The sequence below is a fragment of the Paenibacillus sepulcri genome (assembly GCF_042647105.1).
In the GTDB taxonomy this organism is placed as follows: domain Bacteria; phylum Bacillota; class Bacilli; order Paenibacillales; family Paenibacillaceae; genus Paenibacillus_Z; species Paenibacillus_Z sepulcri.
The window spans coordinates 5,351,856-5,369,964 of sequence record NZ_JBHRUP010000001.1 but is presented as its reverse complement, the minus strand read 5'-3'; the positions used below and the strand labels follow the sequence as shown (position 1 = coordinate 5,369,964).

Genomic DNA, 18,109 nt, shown 5'->3' with positions numbered 1-18,109 from the left:
ATCCGGAACGCTCCCTATAAATTAGACTCCTCTTCAGCAGCACCACCTTGCCTGATTGAATAATGAACGTTCACTTAAATAGATGTGTGATCCTATGCAGATCCATCCAAATGAAACGTTCATATCCCTCTGATTCTGATCATCGTCATTTAATCTCATGGCTTCGTTCCATGTCACTTATAATAAAAGATCATTCATTTAATGTCAATGGTAAAATAAAATATGCCTGTTTAAGGACGTTTCACACCGGCTCGTCCCCCGAACCATCCTGCACAGCAGATCCGTAGTCGATCGACTTGCGGTACGCGGTGGGACTTTTCCCGTACAAGGCGGAGAACTGCTTCGTGAAGTAAAAGGAGTCTGCAAAACCGACATCCTCCGCTACCCGGGCGATGGACAACGCCGTCCGCTCAAGCAGCCGGGCCGCGTAGTTCAGCCTCATTTTCAGCAGCGTCTCGATCACCGAATCCCCTGTTTCCTGCTTGAACAGATGGGCGAAACGGGAAGGCGACAGGGCCACCCGCCCGGCAAGGGATGCGATGGTGTGCTGCTCCCTGAATTGCTCGCTCAAGTAGTCCAGTATCTGTCCAATGCGCGAGTCCATTAGCCCGCCCTCGAACTGCCGGGTATAACGGCCAAGCAGCAAAATGACTTCTTCGAGCGCATTATTCGCGAGTCTCTGCTGCAGCACATCCCCATTCACGCTATCTCTCACAACGCGCCGGAAGGCGGTCAGCAATCGTTCCCGGACGTTGGACTGCTCGATATGCAGCACGAACAGCTCCCCTTTCTTATTGGGAAACTGCAGCAGATCGATCCACCCCGGCTCCGGGAGAAAATGGGCCCAGACAAATTTCCACACTTCACCCTCGCGGGTTTCATAATCATGCCGATCTCCCGGTCTGATCAGCACCACATCGCCTGCGGCGCATTGGTGGCGGTCATCATCGAACCCGAAGCTTCCCGCTCCCCCGTAAGTAAAGGTCAGCAGCCAATCCCGCGTCCCTTGCGGGCGTCTTATCCGATAGCCGACAGGCTGCTCAAATTCGCCCGCAAGTATGATTCGGGAGTTAAGCGAATAGGAGCCCGCAGCAGGATCAACCAGATTGTCAGCCATTCTATATATTCCTCCCATCATTATCGTCAACTTATAATAAGGATACATGAATTCAATGAATCCGTAAAATCAGGAGGGTTTTCCATGACGACAGCAAAGCTTGGAAACGTATTGAATGCCGATCAGAAGAAGCAGTTTGATCAAGAGGGATTTTTGCTGCTATCGGGATTGTTTGCCGGGGAAGCGGCCATGCTGCGCGAGCATTATATGAAGCTGCGGACAGAGGCGCCGCCCCAATTCTACAAGGCGGCAAGCGCGGAGGAAGCAGCCGGAGACATTCTCAAGCAGTATCCGCGGATCATGCATCCCCACCGCTTTGACGAGCTGTCCAAATCGTATATGCTGCATCCGAAATTAATGAATATACTGGCCGATCTGTTCGGAACAGATCCCTTGGCCGCCCAATCGATGCTGTATTTCAAGCCTCCGGGAGCCAAAGGCCAGGCTCTGCACCAGGATAACTTCTACCTGCTTGTTGAACCGGGCACCTGCATTGCGGCCTGGATTGCTCTTGACGATGCGGATCAGGATAACGGCGGCATGCTTGTCGTGCCCAAGTCCAATCAACTGGAAATCCAGTGCCCGCATGAAGCGGATCCCGCTCTTTCGTTTACCCGCCATGAAGTGGATGTACCCGAGGGCTACAGCCCCGTACAGACAAATATGAAAGCCGGCGATGTCCTATTCTTCAACGGCAGCATTATTCACGGCTCCTACCCGAATGTATCGAAGGACCGGTTCCGCAGAGCGCTCATCTGCCATTATGCCAGTGTTGAAGACACGAAGATCAGCGCAGGCTACAAGCCGTTGTTCCGCTTTGACGGCAGTGAATTCGAGATCGAAAGCAATGAAGGCGGCGGACCCTGCGGCTCCGAGTTTGATGCTGCCGGCATCCATTAATATGGACAGCGGCCGCTCGAGGCCAGATTGCTGCATAATCAAAAAAACCCTTGAACGGACTGACCGTTCAGGGTTTTTTTGATTACGATCACCACCGCGCGAAGCTCCCGGAGCAGGAACCGCCGCTGCGAGGCGATCGTCATTTACCACAACTACAGGGTATCCGTGCGGTATTCTTTAATGCGCCGCTGCGGGACGCTCCTGGGCTTTATCCGCCTCGCCGGCGTTACGGTTGGCCGCTTCACGGTTCTCCATCATCTCTTCGACGGTCTTCGTCTTCAGGCGGGCCGCTCCCTTGTAGCCCTCGCGGGTAGGGATAAGATTACCCGAAGCAAGGCGCGCCTTCGCTTCTTCAACAGCCTGCCCGTATTGCGGCAGCCACTGCGCCTGCGCTACGAGCATTTCATCGGCCATCTGCCAAATTTCCTTCGGATTGCATACCGCGCCTACAAGCGGGTCCATCATCATCGCCTGACGGAGCAGCTTGTCGTCGCCATGAACCGCAGCTTCCACGGCGAGACGCTGAACGGAAATGCTCACATTGCAAACGGCCGCGCAGCCCAGCGGTAGAGCGCCCACATGCGGGATGTTGATGCCATTGCGGTCCACATAACCCGGCGCTTCAATAATTGCATCGTCCGGAAGGTTGGAGATGACGCCGTTATTCACCACGTTAAAGTGACCGCGGTAGACGCGCCCGGTCTCCAGCCCTTCAATAATGTACGAGCCGTGCTCCTCGCTGCGCTTGTCGGCTGCATAGACGAACGGGTCCTCTTTCATCCAGTTCGGGAATTCCGTCTCGAACCAGTTCCGGCCTTCCGTACAAACACGCAGATAACCGCCGGTCTCCCCGTTGATCCACGAGCCCAGATCAATCCAGTCCATAATTTCATCCGAACGCTTGCGGTACCAGGGCACATACTCGCTGAGATGGCCGTTGGATTCCGTGGAATAATAGCCGAACCGCCGCAGCATATCGATCCTCACCTTCTCGGTCTTGGAGAATTCGGGATGATTCTCGAACGCTTCCAGCAGCTTGCCCGTCATATCCTCGCCGTTATGCTTGACACTGATATACCAGGTTTGATGATTGATGCCCGCGCAGATGATATCGACATCCTTCTTCTCGAGGCCCAGCGCCTGGGCAATCTGCCGGTGGCCGCCCTGAACGCCATGGCAGAGGCCGATCGTGCGCACGCCGCCATATTGATTGCAGGCCCAGGTCAGCATCGCCATCGGATTCGCATAGTTCAGCAGCAGCACATTAGGGTCGGCAACCTCGCGGATATCCTTGCAAATATTCAGCATCTCCGCGATTCCCCGCTGGCCGTACATGATTCCGCCGGCGCACAGCGTATCGCCGACGCATTGATCCACCCCGTACCGGAGCGGAATATCCACATCATGCTGGAACGCTTCGAGACCGCCGATCCGGACAACCGTAAACACATAGCGGGCATCCTTGAGCGCCTCTCTGCGGTCGGGAGTCGCATGAATCTTGATGGACAAGCCATTCTCATCAATGTCCCGCTGGCACAGCCTGGTCACCATATCCAGGTTATGCGGATTGATGTCCGTAAAAGCAACCTCCATATGGTTGAATTCCGGAACTGCCAGCAAATCCCTAAGCAATCCGCGTGTGAAACCGATACTGCCCGCACCAATAAAAGCAACTTTAAAAGACATGGAAAAAAACCTCCCTCATCGTTTCCGGACCCGCCGGATGGTCAAAACCGCAAGAAGCCCATAAGCTCTTGCACTTCTTGCGGTTTGCTTCATAACCTTTTGACCCCATTGTAGCAGGACGCCAAGGAAGGCGTTTTCAATTTTGCAACAGGTTCGGCTAGCGGATGTCAACTATTGCAACCTGATTATCGAATCCATGCACCGTCTCCCGGGATTTCCGATAGGTTGCCGGGGATAGTCCCGTATGCTTCTTGAACATGGCGCTGAAATACTGCCTGCTGTTTAGCCCTATATAATCGGCGATTTCGATAATCGGAACATCCGTCCTTGCGAGCAGCATCTTCGCTTTCTCAATCCTCAGCTCTGACAAATATTCCGTCATCGTCATGCTCATGCTCGCCTTGAAAATCCGCTGCAGGTAGACCGGATGCAGATTAACCGCGGCAGCAATGTCCCTGGTTTGAATATCGGCGTCGTAATGCTGATGGATATAATCAGCCGCCTTGCGGACATAACGGTCGATCTGGCGGACGGAGTTACCCTTCCGATCCTCTGCGGCAAGCCGCGCAACCCGAATCAGCAGCTGCGAAATGAGCAAATTGGCCATCATTGTATGTTCCCCGCTGCCGGTATCCAGCTCTGTAACGAGATTTTTGAGCGTATGGTAGACATCGCTTGGATCGCGGAGAACAATATATGGCTCCCCGCGGTCCAGCAGCTGCCGCAGCGCAGGGCTGCCGGCTGCAAGCTGGCCCAGTGACGGATAGCTGCCCCCGCACTCGGCAAAAACAAATTCCACATTAAGCATCCGGCATGGATTTCCGTCCACACTCAGCCGATGCTCCACGCCGCTGTCCAGCATAATCAGGTCGCCTTTGCGCATCGCAATCGTCTGATCTCTGGCCACAACCGTGCAGGTGCCGCTGATGACATACATAATCTCAATAGTTTGATGCGCGTGAAAGCCCATATGGAAATCAATCCACTGCTTATAATAGTAAGCAAGAATTTGCGGCCGATATTCCTCCAGCGCCCATTTGGGATTGAATAAGCTGAACAGATTCTCCATTAATGCCCTCCTCGCGATTAAGAAGAAACGGCTTGGCCGTCCTTTGGCGGCATCGTTAGCTTCTTCCCTCAAATCTTAAAGAAATGGATACATATGAAATTTATACATTCTATAAGATCAAAAAGGCGGCCCGCCCAAGACCTCAACCCCTGGGAAGCACCGCCTGCATTATAAAGCTTTCTTCTCATCGGTACGCACGGTTACCCGCTTGCCGGCATTCGTAAGCCGGTCAACCACCTTCTGCAGCGATATTCGCGCCGTATGATCCCAGATTTTGGCCGCGCTCAGATCAATATGCACTTCCTCAGCCGCACAGCCATGCTCGATCCGATTGTCCAGCTCTGCTGCGGAAGCAAAGAACAGCTGTCCTTCCACCCGGTAAGTGCGCTTGCTGCCCTCCCATTCGCTGTGCACATGCACGCGGGAGGCCCGGACCGCAAACCAGATAAAGCTGATCAGAACCCCCACCAGCACCCCGACCGCCAAGTCATGAGTCGCCACAACGGAGGCCACCGTTGCCAGCATGACAACCGTTTCACTGGCCGGTACGGAGCGCGGCTTGAATACCGACCGCCAATCGAAGATCGCCGCGCAAACCATCAGCATGATTCCAACCAGCGCAGCCATGGGAACAAGCGCGAGCAAGTCGCCTGCGATGACCACCAACAGAAAGAGAAACAGAGCGGCAACCAGCGTCGACAGGCGGTTGCGCCCGCCCATCTTCACATTGAGCACGGATTCGGCCACAAGCGCGCAGCCTGCCATTCCCCCAAAGAAGCCTGCGACAAAATTGGCAATGCCCTGACCGCGCATTTCCTTGTTCTTGTCTGTCCGCTCCTCCGTCATCTCGTCCAGCAAATTATGCGTCAGCAGCGTCTCCGTGAACCCGACGACAGCAAGCGACAAGGAATAGGGCAGGATAATCATCAATGTCTCCCAGCTAAACGGTATATCCGGAAGCAGGAAGGAAGGCAGAGACGCGTCGATGACGGCAATATCGCCGATACGCGAAACATCGCCCATCCCGAATGCCCATACGGCCAAAGTCAGCACGGCAACGGCTATGAGCGGCGATGGAATGGCTTTGAAAAAACGCGGAAGCACATAAATGATAGCAAGCGTTGCAGCGACGAGCGCATACATCGTCCACGCTGCGCCCTGGAAATACCGCAGCTGCGACATAAAAATTAGAATCGCCAGCGCGTTGACGAAGCCCGTCAGCACTCCGTGGGGGACAAAATTCATCAGCTTGCCAAGCTTGAAGGCCCCCATCAAATATTGAATGATGCCGGTAAGAATCGTAGCGGCGAATAAATAGGCAATACCATGCTCCTTCACGAGCGTCAGCATCAGCACGGCCATGGAGCCGGCTGCCGCCGAGATCATCCCCGGCCTTCCTCCCAGGAAGGTCGTAACGAGCAATATACAGATGGAGGCGTAAATACCGACCGTAGGCGGCACTCCAGCCATCAGGGAAAAGGCCAGTGAATCCGGGACAAGCGCAAGCGTGGCGGTCATTCCCGCGAGCACGTTTACTTTAACATTGGTTGTCCATTGCTTATGCCATACAGCATTCAAAATCATTCACCTCTAGTAGGAATCGTTAGGCTAGCCGAAGTAGAGCAAGACTACTCGGCTAGCATAACGTGAACCCCTCATCAGGTCAATGAAAAATGTGCCCGTTTTGCCTAGAAGCCTTTATATTGAGGCTCTTCATTTTCCAACTGCTGCACGCGGCTTTCCAGCTGCTGAAGGACCTGCTGCGTCGTTTCTGCGGCATTGGTGTAGATGGTTTTGGCGTCCTGGTTTTCTGTGCTCAGCGCGAATTGCTCAAGACTGGCTTGAGCGCTTTTTAGCGAAGCGACACAGGTTTTTACATCGGATGATACGGTCATCTTTTTCACCTCCATATGGCTAGTCATTTTTTACCCTGAGTATTCTACCCCATATGAATAGGTTTATTCCCACCGGAATTCAGCTTTTAATTAATGGCATTAATGAATTAAGGAGGAGGGCATGGGGGACTATTTAACAAAGAAACATTTGCCATGGAAGACGACAGATCTTATAAAGGAGCGGGAATATGCCGGAATGGTTGCTGGTCGCGTTAAGGACCTTATTAGCGGTTGTTGTGCTTTTTGTGATGACGAAATTGCTCGGGAAGAGACAGGTTTCCCAGCTCTCTTTATTCGAATATATAACGGGAATTACCATCGGCAGCTTGGCCGCCTATATTTCGCTGGATGTCGATACCAAATGGTTTCTCGGAATCGTCTCGCTGTGCGTCTGGGTCGGCGTATCGCTTGGCATTGAATTTTTGCAGCTCAAGAGCAAGGCTGTCAGGGATTTCATCGATACGAAGGGAACCATCCTTATTAAGGATGGCAAAGTCCTGGAGAAGAATCTGATGAAAGAAAGGCTCACCACGGACGAATTGATGGAGCAGCTGCGCAGAAAAAATGTATTCCTGGCATCTGACGTTGAATTCGCCATTATGGAGCCGAGCGGCGATATCAACGTGCTGCTCACCCGGGATAATCAGCCGCTTACAGCCAAGCACATCGGATTGAAGGTCAACCCCGAGCAGGAGCCGCAGGCTGTCATTATGGACGGGAAAATCATGGATGAGCCGCTCGCCACGATCGGGCTCAACCGGCAGTGGTTGAATACGGAGCTTGAGGCGATTGGCGTTACGCCTGAAAATGTGTTCCTCGGTCAGGTTGACGCCGATAAGCAGCTTTACGTCGATCTGTTCGACGATGCGCTTGTCGTTCCGAAGCCGAGCAAGAAAGCCGCCCTCTTTGCGCTGCTCAAAAAATGCGAAGCGGATATCGAAATGTTCAGTCTCTCCACACAGGATCCGCAGGCGAAAAATATGTTCGAGGACTGCTCCTATGCTCTCCAGAACACGATTGCCGAGCTCAAGCCTTTCTTGACCCGGTGACATCCTATTCGCCTGACCCGGCATTGGAAGCTCTCTGTATAAGATGGAAGCCAAGGCTTAACAATAAAGGAGGACATCACCCCATGGTTAAAGAGAAATTGAAAGATGCCACGCCCGTTCAGCGGGATTACCAGGAGCTTGCCTCGCAGCTGGAGCCCAAGAGACCTGCGGTCCTTAACAGCCTGCGCGCTTTTCTGGTAGGAGGGGCCATCTGCATCCTTGGCCAGTTCATACAGGACATGTTTGTCCGCTGGACCGATTTTGACAAGGAGGAGGCCGCCAATCCCACGGTTGCTATTCTGATTCTGATTTCAGTGATTCTCACCAGCTTCGGCGTGTACGATAAAATCGCCCAATGGGCCGGGGCGGGTTCAGCCGTGCCGGTCACCGGCTTCGCCAATTCCATGGCGTCAGCCGCAATCGAGCACCGCAGCGAAGGACTGGTGCTGGGGGTTGGCGGGAATATGTTTAAAGTCGCGGGAGCTGTCATCGTCTTCGGCACCGTGGCAGCCTTTGTGGTGGGCGTCCTGACATGGATAATCGAAGGCTCGGGAGGGGGATCCTGATATGTTGAAAGGACATCAAAGCTGGGTATTTGAGAATCGGCCGGTCATCCGGGGAGCCGCTACGGTAGTCGGTCCCTTCGAGGGGCAGGGTCCGCTTGCCAATGACTTTGATATCATCCACGGCGACCTGATGCTGAAGGAAAAAAGCTGGGAGAAGGCCGAGAAGGTTCTGATTGAGGAAGCCTCCAAGCTCGCCATTGAGAATGCGGGACTCGCGAAGGAGGATATTCAGTTCTATATCGGCGGGGACTTGATGAATCAAATCATCAGCAGCAGCTTTGCCGCACGTACGATGGAAATTCCGTATCTTGGCGTGTTCGGCGCCTGTTCAACGTCTATGGAGAGCCTCGCGCTCGCCGCTACGCTTGTTAATGGAGGCTCGGCCCATCATGTCCTTGCCGCGACCGGAAGCCATAATGCCAGCGTAGAGAAGCAGTTCCGCTATCCCACGGAATACGGCTCGCAGAAACCGCCTACCGCGCAATTTACGGTTACGGGCTCAGGCGCTGCCGTTGTCTCCAGATATGGCACCGGACCCGTGGTCACGTCGGCAACGATCGGGCGGGTCATTGATATGGGAATTACAGATCCCTTCAATATGGGCGCGGCAATGGCGCCAGCCGCTGTAGATACGATTGAAGCTCACTTCCGGGACTTGCAAATCGAGCCGGATTACTATGACCTTATCGTTACCGGTGATTTGGCCAAGGTTGGCCATAATATCGCCACCAAATTATTCGAGAAGCATAACTTCCCCATCCATCAGACCGTCTTCGGCGACTGCGGCATGATGATTTACAATTATGAAACCCAGTCTGTTCAGGCCGGTGCGAGCGGATGCGGCTGCTCAGCTACTGTAACGTATGGACACTTGCTCAAACGGATACGCGAGGGGGACCTGAAACGGCTGCTTATCGTTGCGACAGGCGCCTTGTTATCGCCGCTGTCTTTTCAACAGGGTGAGAGCATTCCAAGCATCGCACATGCAGTATCTATTGAAGCCCAGTAAGAGGAAATCGAAGGCTCCGTCCTTATGACGGCTGACAGCAGGCTTCTTCCCACAAAATTCGAGAAAAGGTTAGTACTAGGTACTAACCTTTCTCTATATTTAAAATATATAATAAATTTAAGCAAGCTATCCCGGGATAGAGCATATATATTAGACATGCCTATCCCCGGGAGTTGATAAAGTGCCGTCCTTCGCACAATGCTTGGCCATTATTGTTGGAAGTCTGCTGATCGCAGCCGGAATTGATTTCTACCTGGTCCCCTATCACATAATGGACGGCGGCTTTATCGGGGTCGGACTCATCTTCCACTATCTTTTCGGGTTCAAAATAGGGAATGTCATCATACTATGCAGCATCCCCGTATTTCTGGTCTCCTGGTATAATGAGCGTGAATTTCCGCTCGGCAGCCTGCTTGGCATGCTGATGTCTTCCTTTCTGACAGACCTGTTCGAGCCCTATCACTATCAAATTCCCCTGCCGCCGATCAGCAGCGCTATTATTGGAGGCGGATTCGTAGGGTCGGGGCTTGGCATCATGCTGCGCCATAAGGTCAGCACAGGGGGCACGGATTTGTTGGCGCATCTGGTAGCCAAGGATACCTCCATTAATGTCGGCCTGCTGATCTTCGCGGTGGATATTGTCGTGATTGGACTTGGAGGCATGCTTATTACCGCGACCTCCTTCATCCTATCGGCAATGACGATAACCGCAGGTGCAATTGCCACGATTCTCATCACCAGCACCAGTGGAAGAATGCTGTTTTTGCCATCATTGATCAAACGCAAACGAAGATGAGCCGCTTTAAAAGAACCGAGCCTGTAAACATCTCTATAAATGAGAAACTAAGAAGAAACGGCGGCGCCGTCTTTGGCGGCATCGTTAGTTTCTTCCCTCAAACCTTATAGAAATTTATAGGCGTGAAATAAATTCTATAAGGTTTAAAAAAACCGCTGAATGCAAAGCCCGGATCGTAAATATCCCGGCTTGTGCTTTCAGCGGTTCATGCTGCCCTGCTGCTATAACAGCATTCTTATTTCAGGATCAGTTCGATCCGCTCAATGACATCCTCAGTCAGCACAATTCCTGCTGCCTGCACATTCTCCACCACTTGATCAGGATTGCTTGCGCCGACAAGTGCGCTTGCCACGTTAGGCTGACGCAAAATCCAGGCCAAAGCCAGCTGGCCGACTTTGATATCCAGCTCTGAGGCAATTTCCGAGAGGGCGCGCACTTTGGCAAGCTTCTCTTCGGTAATTCCTTTGCGGACCCAGTCCAGCTTGGCTGCGCGGCTGTCTGCGGGCACATCCTCAAGCGAGGTATATTTGCCTGTCAGCAGTCCCTGCGCAAGCGGCGAGAAAACGATTTGTCCGATGCCATTGCGTTCGCCGAACGGAATGACCTCTTTCTCGATGTAGCGCTCGAACATATTGTAGATCGGCTGATTCACGACGATGCGGTCCAGCAGGTAACGGTCTGCCGTTCCCAATCCTTCAGCCATCTGCGTTGCCGTCCACTCGCTGACGCCGACGTATTGAACCTTGCCCTGACGGATCAGGTCGTCTATTGCGCGAAGCGTTTCGTAGAGAGGGGTTTCGGGATCATGGCGGTGGCAGTAGAAAATATCTACATATTCCACGCCCAGACGCTTCAGACTGGCGTTGCACTGCTCGATTACATGCTTGCGGGAAAGGCCGCGGTCATTCGGTCCGTCGCCCATCGGCCAGAATGCTTTGGTTGCCAGCACATAGGATTCACGCGGGAATGATTTGATCGTTTCGCCCAGCAATGTCTCGGCTGCTCCCCGTTCATATACATTAGCCGTATCAAATGAATTGATCCCCAGCTCATAAGCCTTCTGAACGGCTTTCACCGCATTCTCACGCTCTACATAACCGCCATATGTCAGCCAACTGCCGAGGCTGATCTCGCTTACCTTCAATCCGCTGCCACCAAGTTTACGATAATTCATGTAAGGAAAATCCTCCTCTTATTTGGCAAAGCCGAAGCTTTGTCCATTTATTCGATTCTACCTGCGCTTGGTACCTCTTCTATTCTACGCATGCTTCTATCATTTTAAAAGTAGTGAAATATTAATCATTTTATTATATTATCTATATATACTATACTAATAGTTACTATCAATCTTTCATAGAAGGAGTGCGCTTATTCTCATGTCCGTAAACAACTATATTCCGAAAGTACCAGCCTGCATCGATTGCAATATTGAAAAAACGCTTAACGTTATCGGCGGAAAATGGGCTTTTCTCGTCCTTCGCGAGCTGTTCGGCGGCAAGAAACGGTTCGGAGAGCTGCAGCGTCTCATCTCTGCGGTAAGCCCCCGCGCGCTGACCAGTACCCTGCGCCATCTGGAAGAGCAGGGCGTTCTTGAACGCCATGTATTTCCGACCGTCCCCGTCACCGTTGAATATTCCCTTACACCCAAAGGCGTCGATTTGCATCAGATCCTCAAGGAAATGAAGCTCTGGGCGGCCAAGTGGACGTAACGGCATAGATTTAAAGGGCAATCAGATCCAGCAGCCGTTCCCGCTCTTCCTGTACCTTCTCCCGCAATCTGGCTGCCGCAGCCGGCAGCATTCCGCTTTCTATCGCATCCGCGTCTTCAGCCGCCGGCATGATACAGTCTTCCCGATCTATAAAAGGGACCTGGGGGGCCGGTTGATATGCCCGGCGGCCTGTAAGGAGGCGTTATTTTGATGCAGCTTATCGCCTCATCGCCAAGCTTCTGCCCGCGTATGCATTGATCCAATCGATATTGGCGGCCAATTGACCTTTCGAAGGAATATCCGGATGAAAATCTCCTATGACAACCCCCTAATGCGGCTTGCTCGTGCCCCGTCAAGCTGAAATCGGAAATTCAGGCTCGCTCCCGCTGCACACTTTCCTAACTTGATTTTAACATGCTGTCCTTTTCCATTGCCTCTACCCGAAACCGATACTCGAAGACTCAAATAGCGTATAATTGCTTACAAATACTTATAATAACTTAAAATGATTGAAATATAGCTTCCAAAAACTTATAATGGGTGAAATCGCAACTATAGAGGTGAAGGTGGAAGATGTATCAGGAAGAACGTATCCTCGCCATTAAAGCGTATTTGGAGCAGCACCAGCGGGTAAGCATCCAGGATATTTGCGAAATATTCAACGTATCCCGGGACACCGCCCGTCGCGACCTGTTGAAAATGGATGAGCTTGGCATAATCAACCGTACTCATGGCGGAGCCGTTCTGCCTCAAAAAAACAAGGAAATCTACGAATATAAGGAGCGGCTGGTCAGGCAATCCGGGAACAAGCGCGATATCGGGTTGTATGCGGCTTCCCTGATAAAGGACGGGGATTTTATCTTGATGGATGCTTCAACCACCGTACAATTTACGGCCGATCATCTAGCTTCCAGGGATGTGGCCGTGGTTACCAATTCGATTGATATTGCCGATGCCTTGTCCCGCAAGGAGCGGGTCAGGACCTATTTGCTGGGCGGCGAACTAAATCCTCAGCACCGTTTTCTCTATGGACAATCCACTATTGCCAAGCTGTCCGATTATCAGGTGGACAAATTATTTCTGGGGGCCTGCGGCATTACTGTCAACGGCCTGTCCTATCCCCACGAGGAAGACGGAGATGTGAAGCGGGAGATGATCCGCCGGGCCGATCAGGTTATTGTGCTGGCGGATCATACCAAGTTCGGCCATCAGATGTTTTACAAAATATCAGGGTTGGAATCCATCGATCTGCTGATCACAGACCGGCAGCCGGACCAGGAGCTTACCGATAAGCTTGCCGAAAACAATGTGGAATTGCTGATCGTACCGGATTCAAGCCCGACAGGCCAATAGATGAATAGGAATACAAGAATGATCTGGTTAGGCTGCTTATCGTATTTGCTGGTTGGACTTTCTACGGTTGTTTTTGGCTCCTTGCTGTCAGAGGTGCTCCATGTGTACGGACGAAGCTTCGGCGATGGAGGGCAGCTGATTTTTGCCCAGTTTGCCGGTTTTCTGGCAGGGGTGCTGCTGGTTCCCTTCGGTCTGCGCCATCTGGGGTATCGAAAAATCCTGACCGCTGCTTTTTTGCTGCTGCTTATCGCTCATACGATTCTTTACAGCCAGCCGCATTGGTCGATTTTATTTGTCTCTTTGATCATAAACGGATTCGGATTTGGAACGGCACAAACCGCAGTCGGAACGCTGCTGCTGGAATCCATGGGCCATCGCAAAGCCATTGTAATGAGCCGTCTTGAAGTATCCTTCGGCATCGGAGCGCTGGTCATGCCAATCCTCTCCGGCCTGTTTATTTCCCGTCAATCGGCATTCGCCTCTTTCGCCGTAATCGCGGTATTGGCTCTCATGATGGCATTGATTTGGGGGATGCAATCCTTCAAGTCTGCCGTATACCAAGACACCGCAGCAACCGATGCGCACACTGAAGCCGGTACAGCGAAAATGATGGAATTGCTTGTTCTGTTAAGCTTTATCTTCATTTATGTGGGGCTTGAAACCAGTGTCATTAATTTCCTTCCCTCCCTGTTTGCCGAACGTCTTGGACTCTCGAACGCAAGCGCTGCGCTCAGTGTCTCCTTCTTTTGGACTTCGATGATTGCCGGACGGCTCTTATCCGGTTATATCGCCGAGAAAACAGGCTATATGCGCTTTTTGCTTGCCGGCACCTTCGGAGCTCTCGTGGCTCTCTGCGGTATGGCTGCTATTTCGAAGATCATTGCCGTATTTGCTTTCGTTCTCATGCTGGGGCTTTTTCTGGCAGGCATTTTCGCCATAGCCATTGTTTATGCCAGCCGGTTGTTTCCCCATAACACCCGCCGAACGACGAGTATCCTGATCGCTTCCGGTGGAATCGGCGGAGCTGTGCTGCCTTTGCTGGTCGGCCGGAGCATGGATTATTTTCAGCCCGCTTTAACGATATGGCTGTTGGCTGGCTGCGCTCTTTGCATGCTGGCCTTGCTTCTGGCTTTGAAGCCGAATAAAAAATAGGCTATCCCCGCCCGCGGTTATGCATTCGGTTAGTCAAAAATTATCCGAGTTCAAACAACCCAAGCAGCTGTCTGAGAAGACATCTGCTTGGGTTATGCATGCAGTAAATCCCGCTCACCGCTCGATCATTTTCGTCCAGAAGCCGCCTTTGAACTGCCTTGGCTCGTGGGAGATCACGAACGCTTTGGGCGCAACCATGCCGATGCTCCGCATGAGCCGCTTCTCGTTGCTGCGTTTGACCAGAACCTGCATGACCAGCCGTTTGCCGTCACGTCCCTCCGCCATCCAGGATGTAACGCCATAGCCAAAGTCGCGGAGCTTGTTCGGCAGGCCGGTTGCGGCGGAATCGGCGATAACTTGTACGACCGAATAGCCCAGTGCCAGATATTCCTCAATCCGGCTGCCCGCATACACGCCGATGCCGAAGCCCAGGCAGTAAGCCGCCATGTTGATGGGATTGGACAGATTCTGGAGTACGAGATTGAGCCCCGCCAGGTAAATAAAAACCTCCGCCATCGCCATAAGAGAAGCTGCGCCTCTTCTCCCTTTGATCACGAGAATCAGGCGCAGCGTAAAAATCGAAACATAGACGACGTTGATCGCTATGATAGAGAGAACAAGCATAAGACCGCTCACGCCGGGTTACCCGCGAGCAGCAATATAATTCGGCCTGGGTGCTTGTCCCGAATACGGCTTCTCCAAGGCATTCTCCACACTGTTGTAGACCATGAACACATTGCTTCGCGGCAGAGGCGTGATATTGCTGTTCGAGCCATGCATAATATTGCAATCGAACAGCACGATGGAGCCTATACCGCCAACAATCGTTTCGATTCCGCCTTCTCCCACAAGCCGGGCCAGGCTGCCGTCATCGGGCACGCCGTATTCCTGGCGTCGGAGCGACTGCTTGAAATGATCGTCCGGTGTCTGCCCGACACAGGAAACGAATTTCTTATGCGAGCCGGGCACCACCATCAAGGGGCCGTTAAAATGAAAATTATCCTCCAGGGCAATGGAGCAGCTGAGCGCGCGCATGGAAGGCATCCCGTCCTCCACATGCCAGGTTTCAAAATCAGAATGCCAGTAAAACTCCTTGCCGGTAAAACCCGGCTTGAAGTTGATCCGGGACTGATGGATATAGGTTTGCGAGCCGAGAAGCTCGTTGATGATTGCGGTCAGACGTTTATTGGCCGAGAGCTCCTTGAAGCGTTCATTATGCTCATGAACCGCGAAGATGGAGCGCACCTCCGTCCCGCCCGGCTCGCGAATGACATGCTCCGCCTCACGCTGCCCGTAATGCTGCTGGAGCTTCTTCAGCTCGGAGCGCCAATCGGCGACCTCCTCACCGGAGAAGAACTGATCCAGAAACAGATAGCCGTTCCTGTCGTAGAACCGGAATTGCTCTTGGGTCAATGGGCTGCCTGACTTCCAGGTGCTGTAGACAACAGGGTCCGCGCGCTCCACGATAGCAGGCTTGTCGGAAATCCGGGACGGATATTTATCTTCTCTAGTCTTCTTGGAATTTGCCAGATTTATGCTCATTAGCGGTTCGCCTCCAATTCAGCCTCTTCCATCAGCGGATAAACCCCGTCCTTGTCATGCACCTCGCTGCCGGTTAGCGGAGGGTTGAACACGCATATCGTCCGCACCTGCGTTTTTGCCCGCAGATAATGCTTCTCATGACCGTCCAGCGCATACAGCATGCCCGGACGGATGGGGAACTTCTCGCCGGTGGCGACGATTTCAATCTCTCCTTCTCCTTCGATGCAATAAACGGCCTCCACATGATTTTTGTACCAGATGGTCGTTTCCGTGCCGGCTTTGATAATCGTATCATTCAGGGAAAAACCCATGCCGTCCTTGCGGAGCAGCAGCCTCCGGGCGTTCCAGGTTTCGGTATCGATATCATACTTGGAGTCCACAATGTCCTCTAAATGCTTGACAATCATATTTATCGCTCTCCTCTCTAATTTGCCTGCACTTCGCAAGCACTTAAACCAGCGCCCCAATGCGCTCCGACTGTACGATTTCTTCAAAGCTTTCCTTAAGAATGGCCAGCCCCTTCTCCAGAACGGAGGATTCAATGGTAAGCGGGGGCATCAGCTTGGCGACTTCGTCATGCGGACCCGATGTTTCCATGATGACGCCGCGTTTGAAGGCGACTGCGCTCAGTTGTCCGGCCAGCTGCGGCGGGTCGAAGGAAATGCCCTGAATCAGCCCCTTCCCTTTCCTGTAGGCTTTGACCTCGGGATGCTCCTTCAGAAGCTGGCTCAGCGCCTCTTCAATACGGCTGGCTTTCCCGGCCAGTTCTTTCTCGAACGCCCCGTCCTCCCAGTAGGAAAGCGCCTCGGCTGCGGCGACAAAGGCGAGGTTGTTCCCGCGGAAGGTCCCGTTATGCTCGCCGGGATGCCACAGATCGTATTCCGGCTTAATGAGCGTCAGCGCCATCGGCAGACCGTAACCGCCAATCGACTTGGACAGGCATACGATATCCGGGTTAATGCCCGCTTCCTCGAAGCTGAAGAAAGTCCCCGTACGTCCGCAGCCCATCTGCACATCGTCCACAATCAGCAGAATGTCCCGTTTCAGGCACAGCTCCTGGACTCTCTTCAGCCAGGCCGGGCTGGCCGCATTCAATCCGCCTTCGCCTTGCACCGTTTCCAGAATGATGGCTGCCGGCAGGTCGAACCCGCTTCCCGGATCATCCAGATATTTCTCCATCATATCCACCGTATTGATGCCTTCGCCGAAATAGCCGTCATAAGGCATGAAATTCGTGTTGGGCAGATCGACGCCGGCTCCTTTGCGCTTGAACGCATTGCCTGTAGCGGCAAGCGATCCCAGACTCATCCCGTGAAAGGCATTGGTGAAGCAGACAATATTCCTGCGTCCCGTAACCTTGCGGGCAATCTTCATGGCGCTCTCCACAGAATTCGTTCCTGTCGGGCCGGGAAACATAATTTTATAATCAAGTCCGCGCGGTTTCAGAATGGATAAAGTGAACCGCTTCAGAAACATTTCTTTCGCTTTTGTCGCCATATCCAGGCTGTGGGTCACTCCGTCTTCCAGCAAGTAGTCAACCAGCCGGGTGCGGATAGCCGGGTTGTTATGACCGTAATTGAGCGCCCCCGCGCCGGCAAAAAAATCAATATATTCCCGGCCTTCGATATCCCACAGCTTGGCGTTCTTGGCCTTATGGAACACCTTCTCAAAGCTCCGGCAGTAGCTGCGCACCTCTGACTCCATCTTGTCGAACACCCTTAAATCCGCTGCGTCCTTCTTGACTTCGCTCACCGAATCACTCCTAAAGAATTATTTGTAAACGGTCCGACACGAAACAGCAGCTCCGGCTCATGATCGGATTCTTCGGGAAAATAAGCGGCCGGATAATATTCCGTAATATGACATTGTCCGCCATTTTCCTCGCCAAGTCCCATGAGCATCCTTTGTGAAGCCATATTATCCGGTCCGATCGTCGCCTCAACAAAGCGGATCGGGCCATTTTCTTCCCGGCTCAGCAGCTCGCGGAGCATTTTTTTGCCCAATCCGTTACCCTGCCAAGCGCTGCCAACCACAGCCTGCCAGATAAACAGCGTATCCGGCTGATCCGGTCTCTTGTAAGCGGACATAAACCCCACGATTCTTTCCTCCTGGACAGCGATGACGCAGGTATCGCGAAAAACATCGCACAGCATGATGTAGCTGTATACGGAATTGAGATCCAATGTCCCTGCATCCTTCACCAGCTGCCATACCTGCTTGCCGTCGGAGGCCGACGGTTTATTCAAATTTATAAGCTGTATAACGC

The 18,109-nt window shown here is 52.7% G+C and carries 19 protein-coding genes; 8 read left to right on the top strand and 11 right to left on the bottom strand.

The features are described from left to right. Nucleotides 1-241: 241 nt before the first annotated feature. Complete coding sequence (locus tag ACFOLF_RS23635) at nt 242-1,117, bottom strand: helix-turn-helix domain-containing protein (protein ID WP_210038855.1); 876 nt, start codon at nt 1,115-1,117, stop codon at nt 242-244. Nucleotides 1,118-1,201: 84 nt separating this feature from the next. Between ACFOLF_RS23635 and ACFOLF_RS23630 the strand changes: the two genes are divergently transcribed. Next, nucleotides 1,202-2,017, top strand: coding sequence for a phytanoyl-CoA dioxygenase family protein (locus ACFOLF_RS23630; protein ID WP_210038854.1), 816 nt, complete (start codon nt 1,202-1,204; stop codon nt 2,015-2,017). 177 nt (nt 2,018-2,194) lie between these two features. Here the strand turns inward: ACFOLF_RS23630 and melA are convergent, their stop codons facing one another. The 4 genes from melA to ACFOLF_RS23610 form a co-directional block, all read right to left on the bottom strand. Further along, complete coding sequence (gene melA / locus ACFOLF_RS23625) at nt 2,195-3,703, bottom strand: alpha-glucosidase/alpha-galactosidase (RefSeq protein WP_210038853.1); 1,509 nt, start codon at nt 3,701-3,703, stop codon at nt 2,195-2,197. A gap of 157 nt (nt 3,704-3,860) precedes the next feature. Further along, nucleotides 3,861-4,772 (bottom strand): AraC family transcriptional regulator, encoded by a 912-nt coding sequence (locus tag ACFOLF_RS23620; RefSeq protein ID WP_210038852.1) that lies wholly within the window; start codon nt 4,770-4,772, stop codon nt 3,861-3,863. Between the two features lie 168 nt (nt 4,773-4,940). After that, on the bottom strand, nt 4,941-6,350 hold the full coding sequence (locus ACFOLF_RS23615; protein ID WP_379113525.1) for a SulP family inorganic anion transporter: 1,410 nt from the start codon (nt 6,348-6,350) through the stop codon (nt 4,941-4,943). Nucleotides 6,351-6,460: 110 nt separating this feature from the next. Further along, nucleotides 6,461-6,667: a DUF1657 domain-containing protein gene (locus tag ACFOLF_RS23610; protein WP_210038850.1), complete on the bottom strand. Its 207-nt coding sequence runs from the start codon at nt 6,665-6,667 to the stop codon at nt 6,461-6,463. Between the two features lie 188 nt (nt 6,668-6,855). Between ACFOLF_RS23610 and ACFOLF_RS23605 the strand changes: the two genes are divergently transcribed. From ACFOLF_RS23605 to ACFOLF_RS23590, 4 genes are all read left to right on the top strand, one after another. Next, the gene (locus ACFOLF_RS23605; RefSeq protein WP_210038849.1) at nt 6,856-7,716 is read left to right on the top strand and encodes a DUF421 domain-containing protein; all 861 of its coding nucleotides are present in this window, start codon (nt 6,856-6,858) and stop codon (nt 7,714-7,716) included. Between the two features lie 83 nt (nt 7,717-7,799). Beyond that, a complete protein-coding gene (gene spoVAC, locus ACFOLF_RS23600) occupies nt 7,800-8,282 on the top strand; it encodes a stage V sporulation protein AC (RefSeq protein WP_210038848.1) in 483 nt (160 codons plus the stop codon). Nucleotide 8,283: 1 nt separating this feature from the next. Continuing rightward, complete coding sequence (spoVAD, locus tag ACFOLF_RS23595) at nt 8,284-9,291, top strand: stage V sporulation protein AD (protein ID WP_210038847.1); 1,008 nt, start codon at nt 8,284-8,286, stop codon at nt 9,289-9,291. 181 nt (nt 9,292-9,472) lie between these two features. Continuing rightward, the gene (locus tag ACFOLF_RS23590; protein WP_210038846.1) at nt 9,473-10,087 is read left to right on the top strand and encodes a YitT family protein; all 615 of its coding nucleotides are present in this window, start codon (nt 9,473-9,475) and stop codon (nt 10,085-10,087) included. Between the two features lie 235 nt (nt 10,088-10,322). Here the strand turns inward: ACFOLF_RS23590 and ACFOLF_RS23585 are convergent, their stop codons facing one another. Next, nucleotides 10,323-11,261, bottom strand: coding sequence for an aldo/keto reductase family protein (locus tag ACFOLF_RS23585; protein WP_210038845.1), 939 nt, complete (start codon nt 11,259-11,261; stop codon nt 10,323-10,325). Nucleotides 11,262-11,463: 202 nt separating this feature from the next. Between ACFOLF_RS23585 and ACFOLF_RS23580 the strand changes: the two genes are divergently transcribed. From ACFOLF_RS23580 to ACFOLF_RS23570, 3 genes are all read left to right on the top strand, one after another. Then, nucleotides 11,464-11,796, top strand: a complete 333-nt coding sequence (locus ACFOLF_RS23580) for a winged helix-turn-helix transcriptional regulator (RefSeq protein WP_188994965.1) — start codon at nt 11,464-11,466, stop codon at nt 11,794-11,796. A gap of 573 nt (nt 11,797-12,369) precedes the next feature. Next, nucleotides 12,370-13,149 (top strand): DeoR/GlpR family DNA-binding transcription regulator, encoded by a 780-nt coding sequence (locus ACFOLF_RS23575; RefSeq protein WP_210038844.1) that lies wholly within the window; start codon nt 12,370-12,372, stop codon nt 13,147-13,149. An 18-nt stretch (nt 13,150-13,167) separates the two neighbouring features. Further along, nucleotides 13,168-14,301, top strand: a complete 1,134-nt coding sequence (locus ACFOLF_RS23570) for an MFS transporter (protein WP_210038843.1) — start codon at nt 13,168-13,170, stop codon at nt 14,299-14,301. 114 nt (nt 14,302-14,415) lie between these two features. Here the strand turns inward: ACFOLF_RS23570 and ACFOLF_RS23565 are convergent, their stop codons facing one another. The 5 genes from ACFOLF_RS23565 to ectA are packed head-to-tail and all read right to left on the bottom strand — an operon-like array spanning nt 14,416 to nt 18,089. Then, nucleotides 14,416-14,925, bottom strand: coding sequence for a DUF2179 domain-containing protein (locus ACFOLF_RS23565; protein WP_379113550.1), 510 nt, complete (start codon nt 14,923-14,925; stop codon nt 14,416-14,418). A gap of 18 nt (nt 14,926-14,943) precedes the next feature. Further along, nucleotides 14,944-15,843 carry an ectoine hydroxylase gene (gene thpD / locus ACFOLF_RS23560; protein WP_210038841.1) on the bottom strand — a complete coding sequence of 300 codons (900 nt, stop codon included), beginning with the start codon at nt 15,841-15,843 and terminating at the stop codon, nt 14,944-14,946. Continuing rightward, nucleotides 15,843-16,250: an ectoine synthase gene (locus ACFOLF_RS23555; protein WP_210038840.1), complete on the bottom strand. Its 408-nt coding sequence runs from the start codon at nt 16,248-16,250 to the stop codon at nt 15,843-15,845. Before ACFOLF_RS23555 ends, thpD begins: the two co-directional genes overlap by 1 nt. A 43-nt stretch (nt 16,251-16,293) precedes the next feature. After that, a complete protein-coding gene (gene ectB / locus ACFOLF_RS23550) occupies nt 16,294-17,547 on the bottom strand; it encodes a diaminobutyrate--2-oxoglutarate transaminase (RefSeq protein ID WP_210038945.1) in 1,254 nt (417 codons plus the stop codon). 44 nt (nt 17,548-17,591) lie between these two features. Beyond that, complete coding sequence (gene ectA, locus ACFOLF_RS23545) at nt 17,592-18,089, bottom strand: diaminobutyrate acetyltransferase (protein WP_210038839.1); 498 nt, start codon at nt 18,087-18,089, stop codon at nt 17,592-17,594. Nucleotides 18,090-18,109 lie beyond the last annotated feature (20 nt).